Genomic DNA, 24,592 nt, shown 5'->3' with positions numbered 1-24,592 from the left:
TATGATTTAAATGTTAAATATAGGGATTGTGATTTTGTCTGCGCAGTGTATTTGCGTAATTGATTTGATTTGTGGTTCTTGTTATTTCTTTTTGAATTTTATTGTTCTGTTTTACAGTGAATTAATAATTTAGTTGGGTATTAATTTTTACTACGCAAATATACTGCGTACTACTGCCTGCATCTTTGTAATGTCGCCGGATGGTGAAGACAGTATCATTTCTTCTTGTCCACAGTTGCGGGTTTCGATATAGCCCCATAGTATTAAATGCTTTGCAGAATAATATACTGACAAGGAATGGATGATCAACTCCAATTTGCAGGTTCGAATCCTGCTTCCAATTTATTGGAATCGCATAATGGTATTGCATTGAAGGGCGAAAGCCCACCACCAAAGACGAGAACTTTTCAAATCTCAATAAAAGCGCTGCAAATCGCATTTGGCTGAAGGGTGTTTAAAATACCTGGTAGCAATTTGATTTTTGCTTTGCAAGTAAACAAGGAAAAAGAAGGGATTTGAAAATCAGATTGCTTAAAAACATTCAGAAGGTTGTCCCAAAGGATAATGTTTGAATGTCGAAAGTCAATTTCATTGTTAAAAACGTTGTTTTTCCATTTACTTCCGCAGAAAGAAGATGAATTTCTTTTGCAGTGCTTTATCATAGAATTAATTAAATAGTAAATATCAACATATGAAAAAAGTAACGATATATACCAATTTTGTTGGATTGGTATTTAAAAATGGAAGATTAAGAAGAGTATTAACTGAGGGTAATTACTGGTTGTTTTTTGGAGAAACCATCGAAATAAACAACATGGGAGTGGCTTACAGCTCCAAAATTGAATTAGATGTATTATTACAAAACGGCGATTTTGCCGGGTTGGTTGATGTTGTAGACGTAAATGATAATGAATTGGCGCTGGTTTATCAGCATCATAACTTTAAGTCTGTACTAGCTGCTGGCAGACATGCAATCTGGAAAGGTTTATCTTCTTGTACTTTCGTTAAAGTGGATATCAGTAAGATTGAAATAGATGCTGCAATTGATAAAAACTTGCTGGAAAAAGTGCCTTTATTAAACTATATCCGCGCTTATAAAGTTGATTCTTTTGAAAAAGCGTTATTATTTATCGATGGTAAATTTGAAAGAATACTGGAACCAGGGAATTATGTTTACTGGAAAAATAGTACACTGATCCAGGTTTTTAAATCGGATATGAGGCAATTGAATATGGAAATTACCGGACAGGAGATTTTGACAAAGGATAAGGCGCAGTTAAGGGTAAACTTCAATGTTCAATATAAAGTAATTGACATTGTCAAAGCTTTGATAGAGAATAAAGAATTTGATAAACAATTGTATGTCATTATACAGCTTGCTTTAAGAGAGTGTATTGGTATGATGAGTTTCGACGAATTAATGGAGAGCAAAGAAAAAGTTGCCGGACAGGTAATGACTATGACTGCCGGAAAGTTTGATGTTTTAGGTGTGAAATTGATAAACAGTGGTGTGAAGGACATAGTCTTACCCGGTGACATTAAGGAAATCATGAACCAGGTTTTAGTTGCTGAAAAAAGAGCTCAGGCCAATCTGATTACCAGGAGGGAAGAAACGGCTTCTACAAGAAGTTTGCTGAATACCGCGAAGCTGATGGAAGATAACAGTATGTTATACAAATTGAAGGAAATGGAATACGTGGAGAAGATTGCTGAAAAGATCAATAATATCAGTTTATCCGGAAGCGGACAACTGGTAGATCAGTTAAAGCAAATCTTCGTCAAATAATTAAAGAAATAAAATGAGAAATATAAAAGAGGATGTTACGGCATCCGGTGAAATTATAGCATTAGTAGAGAATGAGATTGACTATGCTATTTATGGAGAAGAATATATAGAAGAAGGGGCAAGAAAACAAATGGATATTGCCATGAAATTGCCTGTCAGTGTTGCGGGGGCCTTAATGCCCGACGCACACCAAGGTTATGGATTGCCAATTGGCGGGGTGCTGGCTACTAGAAATGCGATTATTCCTTATGGGGTTGGTGTGGATATTGGTTGCAGAATGGCACTGAGTATTTTTGACATTCCGGGAGAAAACTATTTCGGGAATGAGGCGAAATACAAACGTGAATTGATTGCCCATACTAAGTTTGGAGCAGGACAAAGCTTTAAAGGAGATGAAAGGGCCGAACACGCTGTGCTGGATAGCAATGAATTTGGGGCAACCCGCTTTCTAAAGGGATTGTTTGACAAGGCTTATGGGCAATTAGGTACTTCTGGTGGTGGAAATCACTTTGCGGAGTGGGGAATTATAGAATTTGCTGAGCGTGACGAAATTTTGAATATAGAAAAGGGGCGTTATGTTGCCTTGTTAACTCATTCTGGTTCAAGGGGATTTGGGGCAACTGTTGCCAATCATTATACGAAACTGGCAAAAGAGCCTTGCAGGTTACCGAAGGAAGCTGAAAACCTGGCCTATCTGGATTTAAACAGTGAGGCTGGAATGGAATACTGGATAGCTATGAATTTAGCGGGTGACTACGCCTCAGCTTGCCACGAGGTTATTCATGAACGATTAACTAAGGCTATTGGTGCAGAAGTATTGGCTAAAGTGGAGAATCACCATAATTTTGCATGGAAAGAGACGCTGAACGGCGAAGAGTTGATTGTGCACCGTAAAGGAGCAACACCTGCTGGTAAAGGGGTAATGGGAATTATCCCAGGGAGTATGACTGCGCCAGGATTTTTGGTGAGAGGGAAAGGAGAGGTGAATGCGCTGTACTCGGCTTCTCATGGTGCCGGAAGACAAATGAGCCGTAAAAAAGCGTTTGAAAACATCACCCGTGAGGAAATGAAGGCTGTTTTAAAAGCGCATGATGTGATGCTGATCGGTGCTGGTCTTGATGAGGCGCCGGGAGCATATAAGGATATCAATAAAGTGATGGCCGCTCAAACAGAACTGGTTAACGTAGTTGCACGGTTTGAGCCAAAAATGGTTCGCATGGCGGATGATGGCAGCCGGGAGGATTGAAAAATTATCGTTTTTAATGGGGTAAGGTGCTGACCTGGTTTCTTACCCCATTTATATATACTTATGAATTCTGATTTATAAAATATACAAGGGATGTTGCAGGATCATAAAATGTGAAAGTATTGTGCTCATCCTGGAAATATTTGTCTGCCCAGCATGCGCCAACAGGAGTTTTCTGTAGCAGTTGTGCCGGATAGTCAAAGTATTTTTCATTGATGATTATTTCTTCACCAATCCCTAAGAAGTTTTTGTGGTTATAAGGCGTGAAGAAATCTTTATGAGTGGTGCTTTTAAATGGGGTAAGACTGAGAAGCTGTTATTTAGTTCAGGAGTGGTTTTGCCTTCATCAAGCCAAAGCCCATTACTGGATACGATATGAAAGGTCAAATTCTGATTGGTATTCTTGTTTTTATAACTAACAGTACAAAGTGGGTAGTAAAACCCTTTAAGTTCTGATTGCGTGAAAACCTCTTCAAAATCGGGATAAGATTTGATTTGTAAACTTTTGATATCTAACGCATTGTAAATGGTACTGCATACGTTTTTCCACTGTGTTTTTATCCGGACTGAAAGTTTCATATTGCATTTCAGACAAGTTTTCTTGCCTCTAATAGTAGAGAGTACGGATGATTCTTTGCCGCATATTTCACAAGCTTCCATCTTTATTCCCCTGTCGCATAGGGCACAGCTACCAGCATTTCTTTCGTATGTAGCAGGCAGGATCAATGCACCGCATTCTTTGCAAGGTATTCTTTCCATAACAATATCCATTTGTGATTGTAGTTTTCTGGCTAATTTAAGCTGAAATACATTAAATTAGGCGAGAATAAAAATTAGTTAATGAATAAAGAAATCAGAACACTGCATACTGCTGGATTAGTTGTTATTAAAGAAGGAAAAATTCTTTTAGCTTTTAGTGGTAATAAAAAAGCCTGGTATCTTCCGGGTGGAAAGATTGATAGCGGAGAAACTTCACATCAGGCCATTCAAAGAGAGATCTATGAAGAACTGGATATCAAAATGAATCCGGACCTGTTAACATTTTATTGCCATATCACCGCACCGGCTTTCGGGGAGGAAAATAACCTGGTTATGGAACAGGATTGTTTTATTTACGACCTGACGGAAAAAATAGAAGCCAGTAATGAGATTGATGAGGTTGGTTATTTCGACCTGGAAACCTATTTGAAAGAACCTGCACAGGTTCCGGGGGTATTGACGCTTTTTACAAAGCTGGAAAAGGATGGTTTGCTGACCAGTAACTTTAAGCAGATAGTTTAAAAATAAAGAAGCCGTAAACTTTAGGAATACGGCTTCTTTATTTGATTACAAAGTCTCCAATGTAGTTTTGATAGTTTTCTCTAAAGCATTTACGATTGAATCTTTATATGCGATAAAGTTATGCTGACGTGTTTCATCTGAATCACTTTCCTTAACTGCTTTTCTACTTTCTTTTACTTCTTGTAATTCATTTTTGTATAAATCACCGAATGTATCAGGTTCTTTGTTTTTTAATATCCTGACAGTATGTGAATATTTTTCATGGCTGTCAACGAGATTAGCTAAACTTTTCTCATCATAAGTAGTTAAACCAACGATTCTTGTTAATAGCTTCTCAAGCTTTCCTCTTTCTTTTGCGTAACCCATAATTGGGGCAAATATACCAGAATTATGCTATTTATAATAGTTACTTTATTATTTTACAGCTAACTGCATTAATATCTTTATAATTTCAGCTACTGTTCAGTTGTGTACATGAACTGTCCGATAATGAACGGGGTAATTATAAATACACGTTTAAATAAGCTTTCAGCGTATTTTATTTGATATTTTTACAATGGCACACAATTAGACTTGCTACGGAAAAATTACCGCTATGTTTTTCATCAACTTCAAAATTGCCTTACGAAATATTCAAAAGAACAAACTTTTTTCCCTAATGAACATTGGTGGACTGGCCATTGGTATGGCTTGTTGTTTACTGCTGCTGCTTTATGTAAGCTATGAATGGGGATATGACAAACAGTTTGCTGCGATTGACCGTACCTATATTACACGGGTAAACATTAATATTAATGAAGGACTGGCTACTTCTATTGCTACACCAAACAAACTTGCTGACGCCGCATTACAGAATTTGCCAGGAGTAGAACTGGTGAGCCGGATGAACCTTGGAGGTGATTACAATAAGCTATTTAGCCATAATCGGGAAAATTACAAGCTGGATGCACGTTCTGTAGATCCTTCTTTTCTGAAAATATTTGAACAAAAGTTCATTTATGGTAATGCAGCTACTGCATTCCATACGCCAGAATCCGTAGTTATTACGGCATCAACTGCCCGCAAATTATTTGGGAAACAAAATCCACTTGGGCAAACTATAAAATATGATAACAGAAGATTGCTGAATGTATCGGCAGTGATTGAGGACTTGCCGGAAAATCAAAGCTTTCAATATGATGCTTTATTAAGCTGGGCATTTTTTGAGCAGGAACATCCTGACAATAAGAACAATGGCTGGGGATCTATTACTTGCGCCATGCTGGTTAAATTGAAAGATAACAATCAATTTGAGGCGGCAGATGCGGGGATGAGAAAATTGATCAAAGCAAATGACCCGAAAACTCAATTGGAAGCCTTTCTATTTCCATTCGCAAAGTATCATCTTTATAATGAATTTACAAATGGTAAAGCCTCCGGAGGCAGAATAGATCAGGTGAAATTATTCTCTTTCCTGGCTTTTTGTGTATTGCTGATTGCAAGTATTAATTATATGAACTTGTCAACCGCCCGTTCAGAGAAACGGGCCAGAGAGGTAGGTGTCCGCAAGGCACTGGGCTCTACCAGGAGCAGTTTAATGGGGCAGTTTTTTATTGAGTCCATGCTGTTTTCGCTGATCGCTGCAATTGTTGCTTTTGGAGTGCTGGAATTGTGCTTACCCTATTTTAATAACCTGCTGGATATAACGATGAAGATTGGTTATGATACTTATCCTTTCTGGCTTACCTTAGCTATACTGGTTTTAACGACGGGGCTGCTTGCCGGAAGTTATCCTGCATTTTACCTGTCTTCATTTACACCGATAAAAGTTTTAAAAGGTTTAACAGGGGTTGGACGTTCTTCTTTACCAATTCGTAAGATTTTGGTAGTGCTTCAGTTCAGCCTTTCTATTTGCATGATTATCTGCGCTATAATTATTTATTCTCAAATTCAGTTTATGCGGAATAAGCCACTTGGTTTTTCTCAAAATAACCTGATTGAACTTAATTTAGAAGGAGAGTGGAGAAAACCGGAAAAATTAGAACTGTTTAAAACTGAACTGAAGAAATCAGGAGCTGTTACAGCTGTAACGGAATTTGCACAGTCTTTTACGAGTGATGGTTCTATTACCGGTAACTTTAACTGGCCCGGTAAAGCTGCCAATGATCAGTCTGTAATTAATTATAGAACAATTGGTTATGATTTTAGCAAGACCATAGGGGCAAAGATACTCGAGGGAAGAGATTTCTCTCCTGAATTTGTGGCTGATACATCGACTTCCGTTTTAGTCAATGAGGCCTTAGTAGAAAAAATGGGTATGAAGTCTCCGGTAGGAAAAATTGTGCATTGGGGGGATAATCCACCTTTAACTATTGTGGGAGTTATTAAAAATTATTCCAATGAAACTATAGGCGGAAAGGCTGTTCCTACTTTCTTTTATTATAACGTGAAAAAAAGTAATATTTTAATCCTGAATGTTAATTCGAATATGAACTTAAGTGCTGCTATTGGTACGATCAAACAGCTTAGTCAGCGGCTTAATCCTGCCTATCCGTCAACATTGACTTTTGTTGCCGAGGATTTGAAGAGCAAGCTGAAAAGTGAACAGCTTTTGAGTATATTGTCTAATTTATTTGGTGGATTTGCCATCTTTATTTCCTGCCTGGGTTTATTGGGACTGGCATTATATATGGCTGAGCAGCGCAAAAAGGAGATCAGCATCAGAAAGGTTCTGGGTGCTGATCTGAAAAGTATCCTGATCTTATTGAATAAAGATTTTATCAAACTGGTCATCATCTCGAATATCATTGCTTTTCCGGTTGCCTTTATCTTTGCGAACAATTGGCTGAAAAGTTATGATTATAAGATTTCAATAGTTGCAGGGCCTTTTATTGCCGCTGCAATACTATCGTTAGGTATTGCCTTGTTAACTGTGAGTTTGCAAAGCTTTAAAGTCGCAAAAGCTAACGCGGTTGATGCACTGAAATATGAATAACTATATTCCTTTTTCTTTTTTTAGCTTGAAAATTTCATCAGCTGCCTTTTCATAACCACCAGCCTGAATAAAGGAATCGCTGATCTTGTTGATGTTCTTAAGGTAGTCAGGATTGGTGAGTACTTTTTGAACGGCGTCTTTTAACAGCTCCGTAGTGAGGTTCTTGATATCAAGAACAATTGTTGCACCTAATTCCTGCGCTCTGTTAGCCAGGTAAAACTGGTCTGCGCCTAAAGGGATAGCGACAAAGGGAACTTTGTGATACAATAAGTCGCCAATGCTGTTCATTCCCGAGTGCGTGATGGCAACTGTAGTGTATTTCAATATTTCCAGCTGTGGGACATACTCCCTGATGATAAAGTTGTCAGGGATCTCGTATAAGGAAATGTCTACCTGGTAAGCGGCCATTACCACCACACCGTCAAAGTCTGCAAAGCTTTTAAAGAACAGCTGGTTAAGTTCTGCGGAATAATTGCTGAAAATCGTACCCATGGAAATATAAATAACCTTTTTCCCTTCCAGTTTTTCAAATGGGAATTCTACGGTATACTTCTTATTGTAGACAGGAGGCCCGATAAAAATATAACTGTCATCGTAGTTTTCAAGATGGGGGATAAAGTATTTAGAGGTATAAATGATGTTCAGATCTCCTTTGTTAAATAAAAGCTGGAACATATCTTCAGCTATTTCTGCCTGGTATTGATCGATTAAGCTTTGCCTTACTTCCTTAAATCCTTCCATCACTTCCGGACTCATACCCATAGGCCCTTTGCCTTTGCTTAAAGGTGCTTCCGTTAAATTATGTTTAGGAAGCAGCTCTTGTAGTGTAGCGAAAACTGCAAATGAGGAGACTGCCGGAATTTTTAAGATCTGCGCGATTACATGCGCATAAGGATAAGCTGCGGAATAAACTATATAATCAAATTTATAGTCTTTGATCTGCTCCAGAAGATCAAAGATGAATTTTTCAGGTTGTAGAAAAGCTGCGGCAAGACCTCCGGAAGACTTTTTTTGAAACAGGTTTAAATCTTCTTTGTAGCATTTAAATTCGGCACCAATTTCTTCAATTGTTGCCCTGAACTCTTCCGCGCTGAAAAATGTTATTGTTTCTCCCTGACGAATCAGCTCTGTGGCTAATCCTAGTGTAGGATTCATATGTCCGTGAGAGGGGATACTTAAAAATAATACTTTTGACATGGTTTGTTTTTATTTAAGACAAAACTACTTCTCCATAACCAGTTAAAATATCTATATTCAATCAATAAATAGTCCATAACAGTATTATGATCTTTGATTCAATCACGACAACGGGAATTGGTTTAATAGCAGCTTTGTCCAAATTAACAGGGAGCGAAATAAAGGATGGAAACCTTATTTTTCCTGAAACCTTTGGTAAAGGATATATGAAGTTTTTCGACCTCGGCCCGCACATTAAGTTGATGATCAACCAATCTGAGTTGAATGAGGCAATGATCCTTAGAAAAAAGGGTGCAGAAGCGGGGAGAAATGAAGTCATTTTTAGTTTCCGTAATGTGTTTCCGGGAGCGGACCCAAGGTCACTTCCTGCTGTACAAGTATCTTCGTCTGATATTGATGTTGAAATTTCTATTCCGGCACGCACAAAAATCAATACAATTATGATCATTGTACATGCTGATCTGTTAAAAGATCTGATTAATAAGGGCACAGAGCATCTGTTACTGCAAAATATTATATCAGGGAACCAGCCATATTTATATGACGAAATTATCTCACCAGAAATACAGGCTATAGCCGCAAAGATTATTGAGGTGAATGAAAATAGCCCGCTTGCCGACTTTTACCTGAAACTTAAGGCCGGTGAAATGATCTACTTATTTTTCATAGAGTTGTTGAAACGTCAGAATAAAGCCGCTTATCCATTGAATGTCTCAGATGTAAAAACGATGTATCTGATCAGAGATAAAGTGGTCTCAGATTTAAGTATTCCACCGGATCTTACTCAATTAACAAAACTTTCTAATATGAGTGAAAGTAAGCTAAACCGCGTGTTCAGGCAAATTTTCGGGAATAGCATTTACAATTACTATCAGAACTTAAGAGTGAACGAGGCGGCTTACCTGATCAAAGAAGAGAAGCTCTCGGTGTCTGAGGCAGGTTACCGTTTAGGCTTTACCAACCTCAGTCATTTCACAAGGATTTTTGAGCGGCATCTGGGGCTTAAGCCTAAAAAATATGCACAGCATCATTGTACTATAAGATGAAATAGTATTTTTCTTCAATTTTGGTCAATAGTTTATCGCAGCAAATCTTTTTCCGTTCCTGGTAACTTAATTGCCGGATTAAAGGGTATTCTTCTGGTAGAAACAACTTATGCTCATCAATAATCAGGATGAGCTGATCACCTGAAAACTGGTCAGCAATTGCCTGAACTGTTTCTTCGCTTGTAATCAGGAAATATTCTTTGGCGAAGTCTTCTTGTAAAAAATATTCTATAAGTTTAGCCAGGAATGGATTGGCACCCGTACCTAAATATATGATTGCAAAGGCACAAATCCCTTTTGTTTTATTTTGAAGTATGCTGATGTATTCATCGTTAAATATTGATTTATAATACAGGAATTCTTCAAAAAATGGACTGGTTGATCTAAAATTCTGCTCCACAGTATCAATAGAAATCTGGTATTTGTTTCTAAAATAGTTATTGAGCCATGCACATATGGCCGGGCCATAATCTGTGTCGCCGAAATATCCGCTGGTTTGAAAGCCGGCATAGAATTCGGGATGAAATCCTGTGAAATTTGCTTCTATAATATAGTATTCATTGGCATGGGTTATTCCAACGTCCCAGCCAATTAAAGTACCTTGTAAAATAGTAGCCGGCAGGGTAGTTAAGATTTTTTGCACAAATATTTCTGCGGCAGAACTTTTAGAGGAGTCCTGACCGGCCATAATGAAGGTCAGACCGTATATCAAATCGTTGCCAAAGGTATGAACCCTGAATTCTTCGTTAAGATCCAGCCTTTCTTGTAGTATCCATTGTTCGGGCTGATTTTCTTTTTCCTGATCTCCCTTTCCCTGGTGAAGTTTTATAATGTCATCCAGCTCAGCTGTTCTGTCAAAGCTACCTGCCTGGCCGGTGCGATGTCCTAAAGTGGATTTGACAAAAAAACCATTTTCACATAGTTCCCTGATTTTTTTATGCCCGTCATTTTCAGCCAATAGTTCTGAAAGACCAATTGTTTTGGCTACACAGCCAGGAAAATAGTGATTTAAGATTTGATATTGCCGGTATTTATTATCCAGTCTCCACCTGAATACATGGTGTTCGTTTACATTCAGCTTGTTGAGGAGCGCCCTGACAAACACTGCGCCGATATTACCGGATAGATTATTATATAAAACCGGATCATGCCAGAGTTCAAAGGTCTGGTTAACCGGTTTCTTTTCAATAACCTGGGCAGTGGAATTTTCAATATCAGATATTATGCTTTCTAAGACATTCGTATATAGCTCCATAAAATTCTTGTAATTTCATGAAGCTACAAACAATAAAGGAGTTGAATACGGGTCAAAGGTTACAAAATAGATGCTTAAAATTCCAGGTTGAGGGTGTCAAAAATTTCTCCCCTGGTAAGCTTGTCATTAATTTTAGCGATCACTTCAACTTTAGCTTTCAGGCACAGGGCCTGATCAGATAAGCGGAAAATATCTTCAAAAAACACCAGCTTTACGCCTTGCCGTTCTATTCTTAATTTGACCTGAAAAGTATCTCCGGAGGTGAGTGATTTTTTAAAGTCCATTTCTATTCTGGATACCATTAACAGGATGCCTTTTGCTGTGAGTTCCTTAAAGGAAATCATCCTGGATTGCAGGTATTCGTGGCGGGCATGTTCCAGATAGCCCTGATAAACTGCATTATTTACGATGCCTTGTATATCGCATTCGTAATCTCTTACCTTAAGCTGAATTTCAAATATATAGTCTTGCATAGTCGGTGTAAATATATAGTAATTGAATTATTAAAACGTTTGGTCATATCTTGATTCGTTAATGCAAATGTATATCAGTGTAGCTGCTGGCCCGGAAAAGGTTTACTCCGGCGTTAGAAAATGTGTTTATTAATAACTGTAAGTGGAAATTGTATTTTATTGAATAACAGTGTGATATGTTAAGTCTACTTTCGGTTTCTTTCGTTTTAGAATCCGATTGAAGTATCTGCTGGAAATAAAAAGTATCTGCTTGATTTATCATATCGTAATTTTATGCGGATTTCAAATTTATACGTGTACGTATATATTTAAGTGCATGCGTAATCTGGTTTTCTACGGTAAACTTCGAAATTCCCAGAAGCTTGGCGATCTCACTATTTGACAAGTTTTCAACACGGCTGAGCAGGAAGATTTCAGCACATCTTTTAGGCAAATTTTCAAGGTATGCTTTAAGCTCTGTTTCAAAATCTTCCTGAAGTAATTTTTCTGTAGTTTCAGAAATAATGATGCCGGATGTATTTTCTGTATAAGTTTCTACATAGTCAATAGGACATATTTTTGCCGCTTTTAGTTTTTTAAATACGTGATAGCGGGCAGTCACATGGATATAACTCTTAAAGTTTTCAATTTTGAGGAACGCTCTTCTATCCCATAAAACCACATAGATATCATGAACAATTTCTTCGGCGAGGGATTTGTCTTTGAGATAAAAACAGGCCGTTTGGTACAGTTTACTCCAATGCCGGTTATATAAAATAACAAATGCACTGGAATCGCCAGCAGTTACTTCAGCCCACAATCCTTGATCCGATAAGCTACTCTTTTTCATATTTGGTTGCTAAACTTACCAATAGTTTTTGTAAAGACAATGGTAGCTAAACGGTTTTAATTCAGTTGAAACTGAAAATATTTTTGAAAGTATGTGTGTGCTGCCCTACTTTTTATCTCTATATAGAAAATAGCCAAATACGTATGAAATGATGAAAAGAAACTTATATGCGATTGTTTTTTTGCTGACGGCGCAGGTTGTGCATGCGCAAAAGAATCCTGATTATAAACAGGCAGCCAATTTGATCTGTAAAAATATCAATACCAGTTTTTATGAGCCCTCAACGGGTTTGTATACAGAGACCAATTCTGTGGCCAATAATCCGAATAAACATTCCTGGTTATGGCCTTTATGTGCGTTGATACAAGGGGCTAATGAAATGGAAGTCCTTGATCCGAAAAAGGATTACATGTCTGGTGTGGCCATGGCAATTGAGCAATATTATTCCGCAGCTCTTCCGTCGCCTGCTTATCAGGATTATGTAACCTCAGAACGGCTGAGTTCCAGGTTTTTTGATGATAATCAATGGATAGCGATCGCTTATCTGGATGCTTATCAAAGGAATAAAAAACCTGTTTACCTGGAAAAAGCAAAGATGATTTATCAGCATATGGTTAAAGCGGGTCTGGACACTGTCTCCGGTGGTGGTTTATATTGGAAGGAAGGAGAGCTGAATAGTAAAAATACTTGTTCTAATGGCCCCGGGATTCTGGTTGCCTTACAATTGTACAAAGTTACGGATGAAAAGCAATACCTTGAACTTGCATTAAATTTGTATAGCTGGACTAATAAGCATTTGCAGGCTCCGGATGGTCTTTATTATGATGCGATAAAGGTTCCTTCTTTAAAAGTTGATCAAACCTTATATACTTACAATACGGGGTCTATGCTGCAAAGTAATGTGCTTTTATATGAGGTGACAAAAGACAAAAAGTATTTGGACGAAGCTTATCGGATTGCTGTAGCAGGTAAGAAACATTTTTTTAAAGGAGGCAGACTTCCTGGTAATTACTGGTTCAATGCGGTGATGCTTAGAGGATATGCCGAATTGTATCGAATAGATCATAATCGGGAATGGATCGGGTTTTTTCAGGAAGATGCTGACCGGATCTGGAGAGAGGAAAGAGATGGGAATAACCTGCTGGGCAGAAAACCAGTGAAGGAATTAATAGACCAGGCGGGGATGTTGGAAATTTATGCAAGGTTATATGAATTAATGAAATAGTGCAGATAATTTGTAATAAGGGAGGCCCTTGCAGACATCATATGTTTGCAAGGGCTTTTTTTATGGCAGACCTTGTAAGATCTCTTTATTAATCTGTTCGACAAAATGGCTTAATAAATAGCAAAGATCTGGTAATAATGGACATAGCCATTCCCATAACTTTATAGAAACAGCATTATATACTCTTATTCAGGTTCTATTTCTCCTCAGGTTAATTTAATTCATAACGCTCTCGGAATAAGGAGATAATAGATTAAGAGGTGATGTCTGTTAACCTAAACCAAATATAATCTTATGAGTATGACCAAGTTTTTCATCCTGAAGCCTATGGGGCTGGCTTTGCGCCAAAAAATCATTTGCCTTTCCGTAATGCTATGTGTGGGAACTGCATTGCAGCTAAATGCAAAAGAGCTGAAAGAAATTCATCATTATCTAATGGCTCCTGCTATTGATGTCCGGGGTAAAGTGTTGGATGAAAAGGGTATTGGGATACCCGGAGTGAGCATTAAGGTAAAGAATACCGTAAAAACGACTACAACTGATAATGATGGTAATTTCAGTTTAAAGGGGTTGCCTGATGATGCAATCCTGATTGTTTCTTATATAGGTTACACTACACAGGAGACTAAAGTTAATGCTGGTAACCTGCTCATTAAACTAGTTCCGAAACTTCAGGATTTGGATGAGGTGGTTGTGGTTGGTTATGGAACGGCTAAAAAATCAGACTTAACAGGGGCAGTAGGTACTGTTAAGGCTGAAGCGTTACAAGAACGTCCCGCTTCTTCTTTGAATCAGAGTTTGTCTGGCCGGGTTTCTGGTGTTAACGTATCTTCAAATTCAGGCCGGCCTGGTGGCAGGGCAAACATCCGTATCCGGGGCGTAAGTTCTTTGAGTGTTTCAAACAATCCTTTATATGTTATTGACGGGGTTATATTAAATGCGGTGGACTTAAGAAATGGAAGTACCCCGATTGATTACCTGAATCCGAATGATATTGCTTCAATTGAAGTATTGAAAGATGCTTCTTCCACAGCAATATATGGGGCACGTGGAGCGAATGGGGTAATTATGGTGACCACAAAACGTGGAACTTCTGGCGGCGGAAGGATAACTTATGATGCAGATTTCAGCATAGGTGTACTGCCGCGAAAGCTTGAAGTCCTGAATTCAAAAGAATTTTTAGCAGTGGAGGACCTGGCTTATGCAAACGCCCAAAAATATGATCCGATTGGATGGGCGACGGGTACAAAATATACTGATCCTAAAACCAAACGTACTAATCCAAAGCTATTCGACGCACAAGGAAATCCTTTGTATGATACAGATTGGCAAGAGGAGTCATTTCAAAAAGCCTTAACGCAAAATCACCAGCTTGGAATTACGGATGGCAATGAAAAAAGCAGCTTTGGTGCATTTGTGAACTATCGTAATCAGGAAGGGCTGGCAAGAGGCTCCTGGCAAAAAAGATATGCCGGCCGTTTTGTGTTTGATAGCCAGATTAAGAGTTGGCTAAAGGTTGGGGGAACCATGGGGTATACCGATCAGAATGAAAAGCAGGTTGACCAGCTTGATGGAGGAGGGATAACAATGATGCGCCAGGTTTTAGAGGCACTCCCTATTATTCCGGTAAAATATGCGGATGGATCATGGGCGAGTAACAGAGATTATCCGGGGATGGAAGGTGGGGACAGTCCATTAAGAGTAGCGGCTGACAGGTTATCTTTTTTACGCACACAAACTTTCCTGGGTAACATGTATGCCACGATCCACCTGGCTGCCGGACTAGATTTCAAATCAACAATCGGAACCAATATCATTACCCAAAGAGAGGATTACTTTGCAGCGAAAGGGATGCAGTACATTTCGGACAATGGGGATGCCAGTGTAAATAATAATAAGTACAATTCATGGCAGTTTGAGAATTATCTGACTTATACGAAGCAATTCTCTAAAATCCATTCGATAAGTGCTATGGGAGGGGTGTCCTGGCAGCATATTGATCGTTTTGAAAGCCAGGCGAGTACACAGGGTTTCAGCGATTCCTACTTTTTGTACAATAATTTAGGGGCAGGTTCCAGTCCGCAGGCGCCATCTTCTATTGGCCTGGCCTATGGGTTGAACTCGTACTTTGCCAGATTGAACTATAGTTTAATGAATAAGTATCTGGTGACCCTGACAGGCCGGGCAGATGGTTCTTCGAAATTTGGAAAAGAAAATCAATATGCCTTTTTCCCTTCTGCTGCACTGGCCTGGAAGGTAATGGAAGAAGATTTCATGAAAAGTATACCGGTCATCTCCAATTTAAAAGTACGTACAAGTTACGGGGCTACGGGTAATTCTGAAATTCCGGCTTACCGTGCACTTGCAGGCATGGGCAATTATAATGTGATTTTTGATGGGGTACGTAATATTGGTATAGGTACCAACCGGATGGCAAATGCTGCGTTGCAATGGGAAAAAACAAAACAACTTGATTTCGGTCTGGAAGTGGGTTTATTTGCTAACCGTTTGAATTTTGAACTGGATCTTTACCGCAGAGAAGTAAACGGTATGTTACTGGATTCGCCTTTACCATACAGCAGTGGATATGGCAGTATTTTCTCCAATGTAGGAAGTATGGAGAACAAGGGGATTGAATTTAGTGTCAACTCTACCAATATCAAAACTGATAATTTTTCCTGGAGTACTACATTCAATATTTCTGTAAATAAGAACAAAGTGCTTGCTTTAGCCAGTGGCGATATATTTTCTGGTAATGGGATCATCAGAGAGGGAGAGCCTGTAGGGTCTTTTTTTGGCAGAGTAAACCTTGGAACCTGGGGCAGCAATGAAGCACAGGAGGCAAAGAAGTATAATATGTTACCGGGTGATATCAAATATAAAGACATCAATAATGATGGTAGGATCAATGATTTAGACCGGACAATTATTGGTAAGGGGATACCTGATGGTTATGGTACACTACTCAATACTTTCCAGTATAAGGCCTGGTCACTGACCGTAGATCTACAATATATGTATGGTAATGATGTACTGGACAGGAGTATTCACTCGGCTGAAGACAGACAAGGGATCGCGAATAGTTACAAAACAGTATTAAATGCATGGACAGAAACGAATCAGAATACACCTATTGCACAAATTCGTCCAATCAATGCCTATTATACAACTAATAATGACAGCCATAAGGTGACTGATGGATCATTTATCCGCGGACGTAATTTACTGCTGGCTTATACTTTTCCTTCAAAGACTGTTTCTGCCCTGAAACTAAATCGTTTGAGGGTTTACGGATCTGTTCAGAATTTTTTCCTGCTGACTAAATACAAGGGATATGATCCTGAAGTTTCTAATTCTGGTGCTCCTTTCGATCAGGGATTGGCATTGTATGATTATCCGAAGCCAAGGGTATTTATGCTTGGGATTAATATCGCCTTATAAGGATATCATTTATCACCGTTAAAAAATTATAAACAGATGAAAACGATACTAAAAACATATGGATTACTGGCTTTAATAGCTGGTACATTAGGGTTCACGGGGTGCAAAAAGTTTCTTGATGAATCGGATCCAAGCAATTTTACAGTGGAAAATTATTTTACTAAACCCGAACATGCAAGAAGTTCTGTGAATGCTATTTATGCAAGTTTAAGAGAGCCGATGTCAAGTGGTTTTGGTGGCGGGGCATGGACAATGACAGAATTTGCTACCGGGCAGGCAGCTACGGATCTGGGGCAGGCAGTGGATAGTTATTTTGTAAAGGATCTGCAAAATACTGCTGACAACAGCTATGGGCTGAATTACTGGCAAAACTATTACAAGGGAATAGGAAATGCAAATCTTTCCATTGCGAAGATACCGGGTATTACAATGGATGCGGCAGAGATGAAAAGGTTATTGGGGGAAGCTCATTTTTTGCGCGCGTGGTATTATTTCAACTTAGTTCAACTATTTGGTAATATTCCGCTGATTACTGAACCTGTAGATCTGAAATCGGAACAGTTAAGACCAAAACAGGCGGCTCCTGCGGATGTTTACAAGTTAATTACAGATGACCTGATCACAGCCGAAGCTTCAGGATTACCCTGGGTTGATGTGACTGGAAAGGTGAGTTTGGGAGCGGTGAAGTCATTGCTGGCCAAAGTATATTTGACGATGGCTGGTTATCCGCTACAGAAAGGAAATGAATACTTTAACCTCGCGGCAAAGAAAGCTGAAGAAGTAATTGATTCTAAACAGTTTAAATTGTTCAGTAATTATGGGGACCTGCATAATCCGGCAAAGAAAAATGTGGAAGAGAATATCTTTATGATCCAATATAAAACACAGATTATTCCGGCGAACTGGCAGGAATTGATCATTCCTTACAACAAAAATATTTCTGCCTATTCTTCAGAAACAGGAGGGATTTATGCGACCGCAGATTTTGTGAAGTCCTATGATCCGTCAGATTTGCGTGCAAAAGAGGGGCAGTTCTTTTTCACTAAATTTACAAATCAGGACAATAGAAATCAGGAAGTTGCACTGGGCGGATATTTTTTATATAAACTTTTTGATGTTGTAGCACAGACGACCACGGCAAATAGTGATCTTAACTGGTCTTTGATCCGTTATGCTGATGTATTGCTGACTTATGCTGAAGCATCCAATGAAGTGAGCGGGCCTGGGGCAAAAGCTTATGAAGCGATTAACCTGATCAGAAAAAGGGCTCAATTACCAGAGTTGGCAGGATTATCTGCGAGTCAGTTTCAGGAAGCAACCTGGCGTGAACGATGGTATGAACTGTGTTTTGAAAATATTACCTGGTTCGATATGGTACGTTTACATAAGGCTTTTAATTTGACGACTAAAGGATTTGATAATTATGTGGGACATAAATTTACTTATGGGCCTGTTTTGACCGACAGAGAGCTTTTATTCCCGATTCCAAGCAGAGAGCTGAGAAATAATACAAACCTGATCCCAACCAAAGGGTATTAATATTAAGTAATTACTTGTATAACCGTTGCAAATTTATAATGCAACGGTTATACAAGTTTTTTATTGGTGCCTAAACTATACTTTAAGGCCACCTTCAATGGAATCATCCAGCGTCTTACCTACTGCTGCCCCAATTACCATTTTAATCCCGGCAATTACATTTCCATGTTTGTTATCCCAATAATAACCTGTTTCTGGTGATATTCTGATAATCGCAATACGAGGATCATTTTCACCTTCAGTAAACCATGTTTTCATAATGGGGTCCCATAATTCTTTAATTCTATTCTGATCTGCTGAAAGTATTGCAGTTCCTTCCAGAAACAAAAAGTCGGAATGTGCAGACCCTTGAAAGTATAGTTTTACTTTAGAATCGGCATTGATATCCTGATAGGTGTGGCTATCATTTGCAACCAGAAACCAGATTGTACCTTGTTCATCTACTTCCTGAACGCTCATCGGGCGCGTACCATTGGATTCTCCGGCCGAAGGCTGTGTACATAGGAAACAGGTTTTAGCAATTCCGGTTAATTCCCTGATTTTCTCAATAGCAGATGTACTATCCAGATTTTCGTGATTCTGCTCAGTTTGGTTTTGATTAATGCTGTCCATAAATTTATGTTTTATGGGAACAGTACAATTAATATAATTATTTGTTTTGATTTTAGAAGATTACGATAGCTTTGATTTTTTCACTGGCGCTTGCCCGGCCGCTGGCAGGTATGATTGCTGGTTGATATAATTATCAGGCTATTTACCTTTTCTTTTATTGATTTTTTACGGACCCATTGCAGACATCCCCTTCAGGAATACCGTCAAGCCATACTTTTAAAGTTTTTATACGATCTCTGGTTAATGATTCCAGGTAGGAAGCTCTGCACATGGCTTCTGCACTTCCATATTTTCCCATTTCCGGGTATCTTGCTGCCAGGTCGGCATTTCTTAGTTTTATCCATAACAGTTGAGCTGCCTTGATATTCTTAATGAATTGTGTTTTGGCAGCATATTCCTTTAATATCTTTTGATATATAGTATTTAGCTCATTGTCTGCTTTTTTATAACTGCTGGCTGCGGTTGAGTTCATTGTTGTCTGAGTCTGGGCATATGAATTCTGATTAATCAAAATCAAACATAGTGCAATGGAAAATGTTATGATGACAGATTTGAAATGTGCTGTGGCATTTTTTAAGCCAGATTGTTTTTTCATAAGGTCGTTTTTTTGATCAGTTAATTAAATTTAGTTTAATCACTGAACGGTCTATGAGGTAAAATGGTATACCTGAAAAAAATTTAAATAATTTTGATAAAACAGATTTATGAAAAAGATACTAACTATAGCTAATAGCATTGCTTTAATTGTCACTGTTGTGGTGAGTTATGTTGCTAATGCAGGAATGTTGACTGGTAATACCATGAAAACTATTTCTGATAAATATTTCAATTATTTTACGCCGGCAGGTTATGCCTTTTCAATCTGGGGGCTTATTTATCTCGGTTTATTGGGCTTTATATTTTATTCCTGGCGCAGTCTTCTTAAAGAGAAGGATGAGGATTCTGTGCTTTTGAAAATTGGCTGGTGGTTCGTGATTTCCTGTCTCGCTAATTCCATTTGGGTTGTTTCGTGGCTTTCTGATTATACAGGTGCATCGATCCTTATTATAGGTGTTTTACTATTCTCGTTATTGAAAATTATTATCAATACACGTATGGAATTGGATGCTTACCCCTTTAAAATGTACCTCTTCGTTTTTTGGCCGTTTGCACTCTATTCGGGATGGGTATCTGTCGCTGTAATAGCCAATATAGCAGCTTTTTTAACTAAAATTCACTGGGATGGATGGGGTATTTCTAATGTCACCTGGACAATTATTATGCTTGTTTTAGCAGGCCTGATTAATATATTTATGATCAGAACACGAAATCTCCGCGAATATGGTTCAGTCGGAATCTGGGCACTAATGGCCATTTCTGTATCAAATAATAATGCCAGTGGTAGCCAATCTGTGGTTGTTACTTGTTATATTATTTCAGCAATTTTACTTGTTTTTATAGCAATGAGCGGTTTGAAAAACAAGAATAGTTCATTGGGGAAGATGTGAGGTTCGTATATTGAATCAAACATCAATAAATCACAGGTTTTTTTATTCATATTTCGATGACCGGAACGCAACTATTTGAAGCTGTTAAAACTCTGCTGGGACATTCAGGAACATACTACCTGATAGCAGTAGATATGAATGCTAATTATATTTATATAAATAAACGTTACGCAGATATTTTCAAGCCCATTCATGGAGATCTTGTAGGGCAGCATTACGCAATTACTATGCATCCTGATGATCAGGAAACATGCCAGATTGTTTCGCAAATGGCTTTTAAGTATCCAGATTCAGTATTTCCAGCAACTCTTCGTAAGTATGATGGTCATGGTGGTTTTATAATTACAAGGTGGGAGTATAAGGCAATGTTTGATGATGATGGTGCGCCCGCTGGCATTTATTGTATTGGCCATGATATCACAGAACTGACGAAAGTCACTGGTGAACTCCAGCAGGTAAAAATGAGTCACTCTCACTCTGTAAGACGGCATGTTGCAAATTTAATGGGGCTTGGGAAATTAATTCAGGAGGATACAGAGATTAGTGATATGCAAGATGCCGCAAAGATGATAGTTCAAAGTGCGATAGATCTTGATGAGGTTATTAAGGAACTTTATAAATAAAAATTCTACTGGCGTGATGTCCTAAGACAAAGCAATAAACTGACAATTTTTTCAATATCTTGCTTCACTAAAAATATTAGCATAGATTTGTGTGCTGCTGCCAGATTCATGCAGTTTATTATATGGAGCCTAATTTTTCTATATTCATGGACAATACGGAGCCTTCTATTAAAATGGAGAAGGCTTTTAGGAATTATCATGGCGAAACCGAGTGGCATCGCAATTGGAAAGCTGCTTTTCCGCCAGGATTCAGAGAGGTAAGTTTTTCTGATACAACATTAGGAGAGCTTCACCGTGCAGATGTACATACTCCTTGTGGTACTACTCTTGAATTTCAGAATTCTCCTATTTGTCTGGAGGAATTAAAAAGCAGAGAAGCTTTTTATCCCAGGCTGATCTGGATTCTGAATGGGAAAAAATTTAAGGGTTTCCGGGTATTGAAGAGCCTGCCGGATGTGGATGATCCCAGAATTGCTGATTATGACTTCTGCAATACTGCTCACTTGTCGATGATCAGAAAGTCTGATTTTATTCAGGGGAGACCAAGGGTACTAAGTTTTCAACATCCGGAGCTTAGGAAGCTTCCGCTTACTTCTTACTATTACTCGTTTTGCTGGAAACATCCGCATCGGGTATGGTATCATGCCAAAAATCCAATCATTGTTGACCTGGGAGGCCATTTTATTTATCAGTTGAAACATCGCAGACAGCTATCAGAAGATTATCCATATTTGCATATTATGACCAGAAAATCTTTTATTGAGCAATATGCCGGCTGATTTTATTAGGGTATTGCAACCTGTTGTTCACTACAGTTTCCACTTTTTAGTGCCCGGAGCTATTGCATTTGTGTTTTTTAGAAATCAGTGGAAGCGGGCATGGCTTATTATGATTGGCACGATGATTATAGACGCTGACCATTTATTGGCTACACCAATTTTCGATCCGGGAAGGTGTAGTATTGGTTACCACCCATTACATTCTTATTATGCAATTGCATTTTATTTTATATTGCTGCTGTTTCCTAAAACCAGGATAATTGCAGTTGGGTTACTCTTTCATATGTTTACCGATTGGCAGGACTGTCATTGGTCTGCAATTGTAACGCATATAAAGTAATTTGCTAATTAAACTTATTCTATAATTTGTAACTAATTTAATATGTTTTTAGCGTGAAAGGTAAAAACCATATATTGGGCGAAGATATATAAGTTTGGTATTAATGAATATGGAAATAAGAAATTTAGAAAATATTGATCTGGAGAAATTGGTGTCGGTTATCAATTTATCATTTTCAGATTATATCGTACCGATGCAGTTGAATCTGGAAAAATTGAAATCTAAAATCGTCGCAGAGGATGTTAAACTGAAATTATCTACGGGTGTGTTTGATGGGGGTGAAATGGTTGGTATTATGCTCCATGGATTACGGGATAGTGGTCAGGGATTAATGGTGTATAACGCTGCTACAGGGGTAATCCCAGCCTACCGGGGGAAGGGGTTAGTGCGTGAAATGTATAACTATCTGCTCCCTGAACTGAAAAGACTACAGGTGAAAAAGATGGGACTGGAAGTGATTACAGGAAACCATTCTGCGATAAAAGCGTATGAAAAAATGGGATATATTGTTGCCCGGAAACTCGACTGCTATACAGGGAAACTTCAGGTTAAAAAACACAACCGGGTAACGTCATTGAAAGAAATTGACAGCTTTAACTGGCCGGAATTTACTGCATTTTGGGCTACGGACCCTTCCTGGCAAAATGCTATTCAGGCCTTGGAAAACAGTAAAGAACACTGCCGCCTGGTAGGGGCTTATAAAAATGATTTATTAATTGGCTATGCCATATTTAATCCAACATCAAGAAAAGTAAATCAGTTCGCAGTTGACGCAGCTTATCGGGGTCAGGGGATTGGTAATGAGCTGTTTTCCTATATCAATGAGGTAGTTGAAGGACAAGAAATTTATGTTTTTAATGTAGACGATACGGCTGTCTCCACCTTGAGGTTTTTAAAAAGTGTGGGGCTTCGTGAGCAGATATCACAGTTTGAGATGAGCAGAGCGGTATAAAAGATCACTCTTGAATGATAACATTATTACTTCTGGATTTTAGTTTTTTGAAGGGATCGGCCATGAATTCTTCCAGATAATCAAATCCATTAGCTCCAAATCCAGCTCCATGTGCCCTGTTGTGAATCAGTATAACCTGTGCATTAGGCATGTGTCTTTTAATAAGGGTATTGTAAAAAGGCCTGCACCAGGGATCTGCGTCACCCCCGGAGATAAGAGCGGGAATAGTGGAGTAAACTGGTGTTTTGGCTTCTTTTCCTTCGTTCCTGACTTTCCAGCAATCACAGATTTCTGCGTTTACATTATTAAAAGGGTAACCTGATAGCCAGGGCAGGATTTGATCTTGCATGGCAATCAATTGTGGATCTGAATAAGCGATTTGGCCTGAACAATAAACTGAATATCTCATGCCTAAAGAACGGGTGGGATCTCCCAAAAATACGCCATCCAGTAGTTCACTGATATATTCATAATGATTACCTTTAATAAGCTCATTCATCACAAAGGGAACTGATTTTAGACGGTTATTATCAATTCTGCCTATAATAGCATCAAGTAGTTCGGCCTTTCCATATTTTATAGAGAGGGAATCTGTTTTTCCTTTTGGCAAGTACTTGATTGTGAAATGCTGACCAGTTATTTTTGTGAAATATTCGTGAAAACGATTTCGAAGGTCTTTATATCTTTCATCCTTTAATGAATCTGTGAGTACATTGGCAAAAACCTGTTCGAGTGCTTCATTCATATTGATCAGCCCATGCTCCTCATAATTAACAAAACCAGGTAGTGGAGAGTTTAAAACCAATGCTTTAATCCCCTCAGGGTGGTTTTTAGCTACAGTAAGCATGAGCCCGCCACTGTAAGAAAGTCCTATAAGGGTAAGCGAACGAATCTTTAGTGCAAGTCTCAAATCGTTGATATCAGCAGCACTTTCTGTCGTACTATAAGAAGAAAGATCAATACCCTGAGCTCTGATTCTTTTTCTGCAAGCTTTTACCGCAAGCAGAACCAGGCTGTCTTTAGAGAGATTCTCCGCATATGACCTTTTAATGGCTTCATCTATTTCGGGGCATTCAAGTGAAGGGATGGCTTTTTTTGTTCCGCGCTGATCGAAGGCAATAAACCCTCCATATTTCAAAAATCCGGAGTTTGCTGTAATCTTGGTAATTCCAAGCGTAGTACTATAACCAGGTCCACCAGTTGTGTAAAGTGAAATGTTCCTTACCGAATCCATCCCATTTTTGCGAACAAATATAAATGGTATTTTAAGGAGAGTTTTATCGGGGCGTTTCCTGTTTTCAGGAACAACAAGATAACCACATCTGGCAATAACTCCCTCTTCAATTTTAATATTACATGCACAGCGTTCTATCTTTGGCGAGTAGGACTGCGCAAAACTTGTGGATATGCCAATGGTAAATAGTACGATCAGGATGGAGTAAAACTTCATTTTTTTTTTTTGGTAAATCTACTATTGCCTGTTTATGGAAAAAAGGTAAAAATCGGA

Annotated in this window: 22 protein-coding genes; 13 read left to right on the top strand and 9 right to left on the bottom strand. The window is 38.5% G+C overall.

Annotated features, from left to right (window positions below; all coding sequences use genetic code 11):
* Positions 1 to 691 precede the first annotated feature (691 nt).
* Both HDE70_RS11295 and HDE70_RS11290 read left to right on the top strand, forming a co-directional pair.
* A complete protein-coding gene (locus HDE70_RS11295; RefSeq protein WP_183890121.1) occupies positions 692 to 1,786 on the top strand; it encodes a slipin family protein in 1,095 nt (364 codons plus the stop codon).
* Positions 1,787 to 1,799: 13 nt separating this feature from the next.
* Entirely contained in the window at positions 1,800 to 3,032 is a 1,233-nt protein-coding gene (locus HDE70_RS11290; RefSeq protein ID WP_183890119.1) for an RtcB family protein, read from the top strand.
* Positions 3,033 to 3,269: 237 nt separating this feature from the next.
* Here the strand turns inward: HDE70_RS11290 and HDE70_RS11285 are convergent, their stop codons facing one another.
* A complete protein-coding gene (locus tag HDE70_RS11285; RefSeq protein ID WP_183890116.1) occupies positions 3,270 to 3,791 on the bottom strand; it encodes a hypothetical protein in 522 nt (173 codons plus the stop codon).
* Positions 3,792 to 3,872: 81 nt separating this feature from the next.
* Between HDE70_RS11285 and HDE70_RS11280 the strand changes: the two genes are divergently transcribed.
* Positions 3,873 to 4,313, top strand: coding sequence for an NUDIX hydrolase (locus HDE70_RS11280; RefSeq protein ID WP_183890114.1), 441 nt, complete (start codon positions 3,873 to 3,875; stop codon positions 4,311 to 4,313).
* 45 nt (positions 4,314 to 4,358) lie between these two features.
* Here the strand turns inward: HDE70_RS11280 and HDE70_RS11275 are convergent, their stop codons facing one another.
* On the bottom strand, positions 4,359 to 4,679 hold the full coding sequence (locus HDE70_RS11275) for a hypothetical protein (RefSeq protein WP_183866804.1): 321 nt from the start codon (positions 4,677 to 4,679) through the stop codon (positions 4,359 to 4,361).
* A 292-nt stretch (positions 4,680 to 4,971) separates the two neighbouring features.
* Here HDE70_RS11275 and HDE70_RS11270 point away from each other — a divergent pair, with 292 nt between their 5' ends.
* Positions 4,972 to 7,287 (top strand): ABC transporter permease, encoded by a 2,316-nt coding sequence (locus HDE70_RS11270; RefSeq protein WP_183890112.1) that lies wholly within the window; start codon positions 4,972 to 4,974, stop codon positions 7,285 to 7,287.
* On the opposite strand, the gene HDE70_RS11265 is transcribed toward HDE70_RS11270, so the two are convergent.
* The gene (locus tag HDE70_RS11265) at positions 7,288 to 8,484 is read right to left on the bottom strand and encodes a macrolide family glycosyltransferase (protein ID WP_183890110.1); all 1,197 of its coding nucleotides are present in this window, start codon (positions 8,482 to 8,484) and stop codon (positions 7,288 to 7,290) included.
* 86 nt (positions 8,485 to 8,570) lie between these two features.
* Between HDE70_RS11265 and HDE70_RS11260 the strand changes: the two genes are divergently transcribed.
* Positions 8,571 to 9,530 carry a helix-turn-helix transcriptional regulator gene (locus tag HDE70_RS11260; protein ID WP_183890108.1) on the top strand — a complete coding sequence of 320 codons (960 nt, stop codon included), beginning with the start codon at positions 8,571 to 8,573 and terminating at the stop codon, positions 9,528 to 9,530.
* On the opposite strand, the gene HDE70_RS11255 is transcribed toward HDE70_RS11260, so the two are convergent.
* The 3 genes from HDE70_RS11255 to HDE70_RS11245 all read right to left on the bottom strand — a co-directional run bounded on the left by HDE70_RS11255 (position 9,520) and on the right by HDE70_RS11245 (position 12,087).
* Positions 9,520 to 10,785, bottom strand: coding sequence for a hypothetical protein (locus tag HDE70_RS11255; protein WP_183890107.1), 1,266 nt, complete (start codon positions 10,783 to 10,785; stop codon positions 9,520 to 9,522). The genes HDE70_RS11260 and HDE70_RS11255 overlap by 11 nt on opposite strands.
* 74 nt (positions 10,786 to 10,859) lie before the next feature.
* Positions 10,860 to 11,258 carry an acyl-CoA thioesterase gene (locus tag HDE70_RS11250; protein ID WP_183866809.1) on the bottom strand — a complete coding sequence of 133 codons (399 nt, stop codon included), beginning with the start codon at positions 11,256 to 11,258 and terminating at the stop codon, positions 10,860 to 10,862.
* A gap of 271 nt (positions 11,259 to 11,529) precedes the next feature.
* On the bottom strand, positions 11,530 to 12,087 hold the full coding sequence (locus HDE70_RS11245) for an RNA polymerase sigma factor (protein WP_183866810.1): 558 nt from the start codon (positions 12,085 to 12,087) through the stop codon (positions 11,530 to 11,532).
* 148 nt (positions 12,088 to 12,235) lie between these two features.
* Between HDE70_RS11245 and HDE70_RS11240 the strand changes: the two genes are divergently transcribed.
* The 3 genes from HDE70_RS11240 (at position 12,236) to HDE70_RS11230 (ending at position 18,292) form a co-directional block, all read left to right on the top strand.
* Complete coding sequence (locus HDE70_RS11240; RefSeq protein ID WP_183890105.1) at positions 12,236 to 13,312, top strand: glycoside hydrolase family 76 protein; 1,077 nt, start codon at positions 12,236 to 12,238, stop codon at positions 13,310 to 13,312.
* Between the two features lie 300 nt (positions 13,313 to 13,612).
* Positions 13,613 to 16,753 carry a SusC/RagA family TonB-linked outer membrane protein gene (locus tag HDE70_RS11235; RefSeq protein WP_221302038.1) on the top strand — a complete coding sequence of 1,047 codons (3,141 nt, stop codon included), beginning with the start codon at positions 13,613 to 13,615 and terminating at the stop codon, positions 16,751 to 16,753.
* Between the two features lie 36 nt (positions 16,754 to 16,789).
* Complete coding sequence (locus HDE70_RS11230; protein ID WP_183890101.1) at positions 16,790 to 18,292, top strand: RagB/SusD family nutrient uptake outer membrane protein; 1,503 nt, start codon at positions 16,790 to 16,792, stop codon at positions 18,290 to 18,292.
* 75 nt (positions 18,293 to 18,367) lie between these two features.
* On the opposite strand, the gene HDE70_RS11225 is transcribed toward HDE70_RS11230, so the two are convergent.
* Positions 18,368 to 18,904, bottom strand: coding sequence for a pyridoxamine 5'-phosphate oxidase family protein (locus tag HDE70_RS11225; protein WP_183890100.1), 537 nt, complete (start codon positions 18,902 to 18,904; stop codon positions 18,368 to 18,370).
* Between the two features lie 154 nt (positions 18,905 to 19,058).
* Positions 19,059 to 19,499, bottom strand: coding sequence for a lysozyme inhibitor LprI family protein (locus HDE70_RS11220; RefSeq protein ID WP_183866815.1), 441 nt, complete (start codon positions 19,497 to 19,499; stop codon positions 19,059 to 19,061).
* A gap of 109 nt (positions 19,500 to 19,608) precedes the next feature.
* On the opposite strand from HDE70_RS11220, the gene HDE70_RS11215 reads away from it, so the two are divergent.
* The 5 genes from HDE70_RS11215 to HDE70_RS11200 all read left to right on the top strand — a co-directional run bounded on the left by HDE70_RS11215 (position 19,609) and on the right by HDE70_RS11200 (position 23,085).
* Positions 19,609 to 20,391, top strand: a complete 783-nt coding sequence (locus tag HDE70_RS11215) for a tryptophan-rich sensory protein (protein WP_183890098.1) — start codon at positions 19,609 to 19,611, stop codon at positions 20,389 to 20,391.
* 56 nt (positions 20,392 to 20,447) lie between these two features.
* Complete coding sequence (locus HDE70_RS11210; RefSeq protein ID WP_183890096.1) at positions 20,448 to 21,014, top strand: PAS domain-containing protein; 567 nt, start codon at positions 20,448 to 20,450, stop codon at positions 21,012 to 21,014.
* Between the two features lie 122 nt (positions 21,015 to 21,136).
* Entirely contained in the window at positions 21,137 to 21,793 is a 657-nt protein-coding gene (locus tag HDE70_RS11205; protein WP_260160378.1) for a competence protein, read from the top strand.
* Positions 21,783 to 22,133, top strand: a complete 351-nt coding sequence (locus HDE70_RS27135) for a DUF6122 family protein (protein ID WP_221302037.1) — start codon at positions 21,783 to 21,785, stop codon at positions 22,131 to 22,133. The genes HDE70_RS11205 and HDE70_RS27135 overlap by 11 nt, the downstream gene beginning before the upstream one ends.
* Before the next feature lie 103 nt (positions 22,134 to 22,236).
* Entirely contained in the window at positions 22,237 to 23,085 is an 849-nt protein-coding gene (locus tag HDE70_RS11200; protein ID WP_183890094.1) for a GNAT family N-acetyltransferase, read from the top strand.
* A 4-nt stretch (positions 23,086 to 23,089) separates the two neighbouring features.
* Here the strand turns inward: HDE70_RS11200 and HDE70_RS11195 are convergent, their stop codons facing one another.
* A complete protein-coding gene (locus HDE70_RS11195; RefSeq protein ID WP_183890092.1) occupies positions 23,090 to 24,535 on the bottom strand; it encodes an alpha/beta fold hydrolase in 1,446 nt (481 codons plus the stop codon).
* Positions 24,536 to 24,592 lie beyond the last annotated feature (57 nt).

Origin of the sequence: Pedobacter cryoconitis (assembly GCF_014200595.1) — a bacterium.
Taxonomy (GTDB): domain Bacteria; phylum Bacteroidota; class Bacteroidia; order Sphingobacteriales; family Sphingobacteriaceae; genus Pedobacter; species Pedobacter cryoconitis_C.
This window is presented reverse-complemented; position numbering and strand designations above follow the sequence as displayed.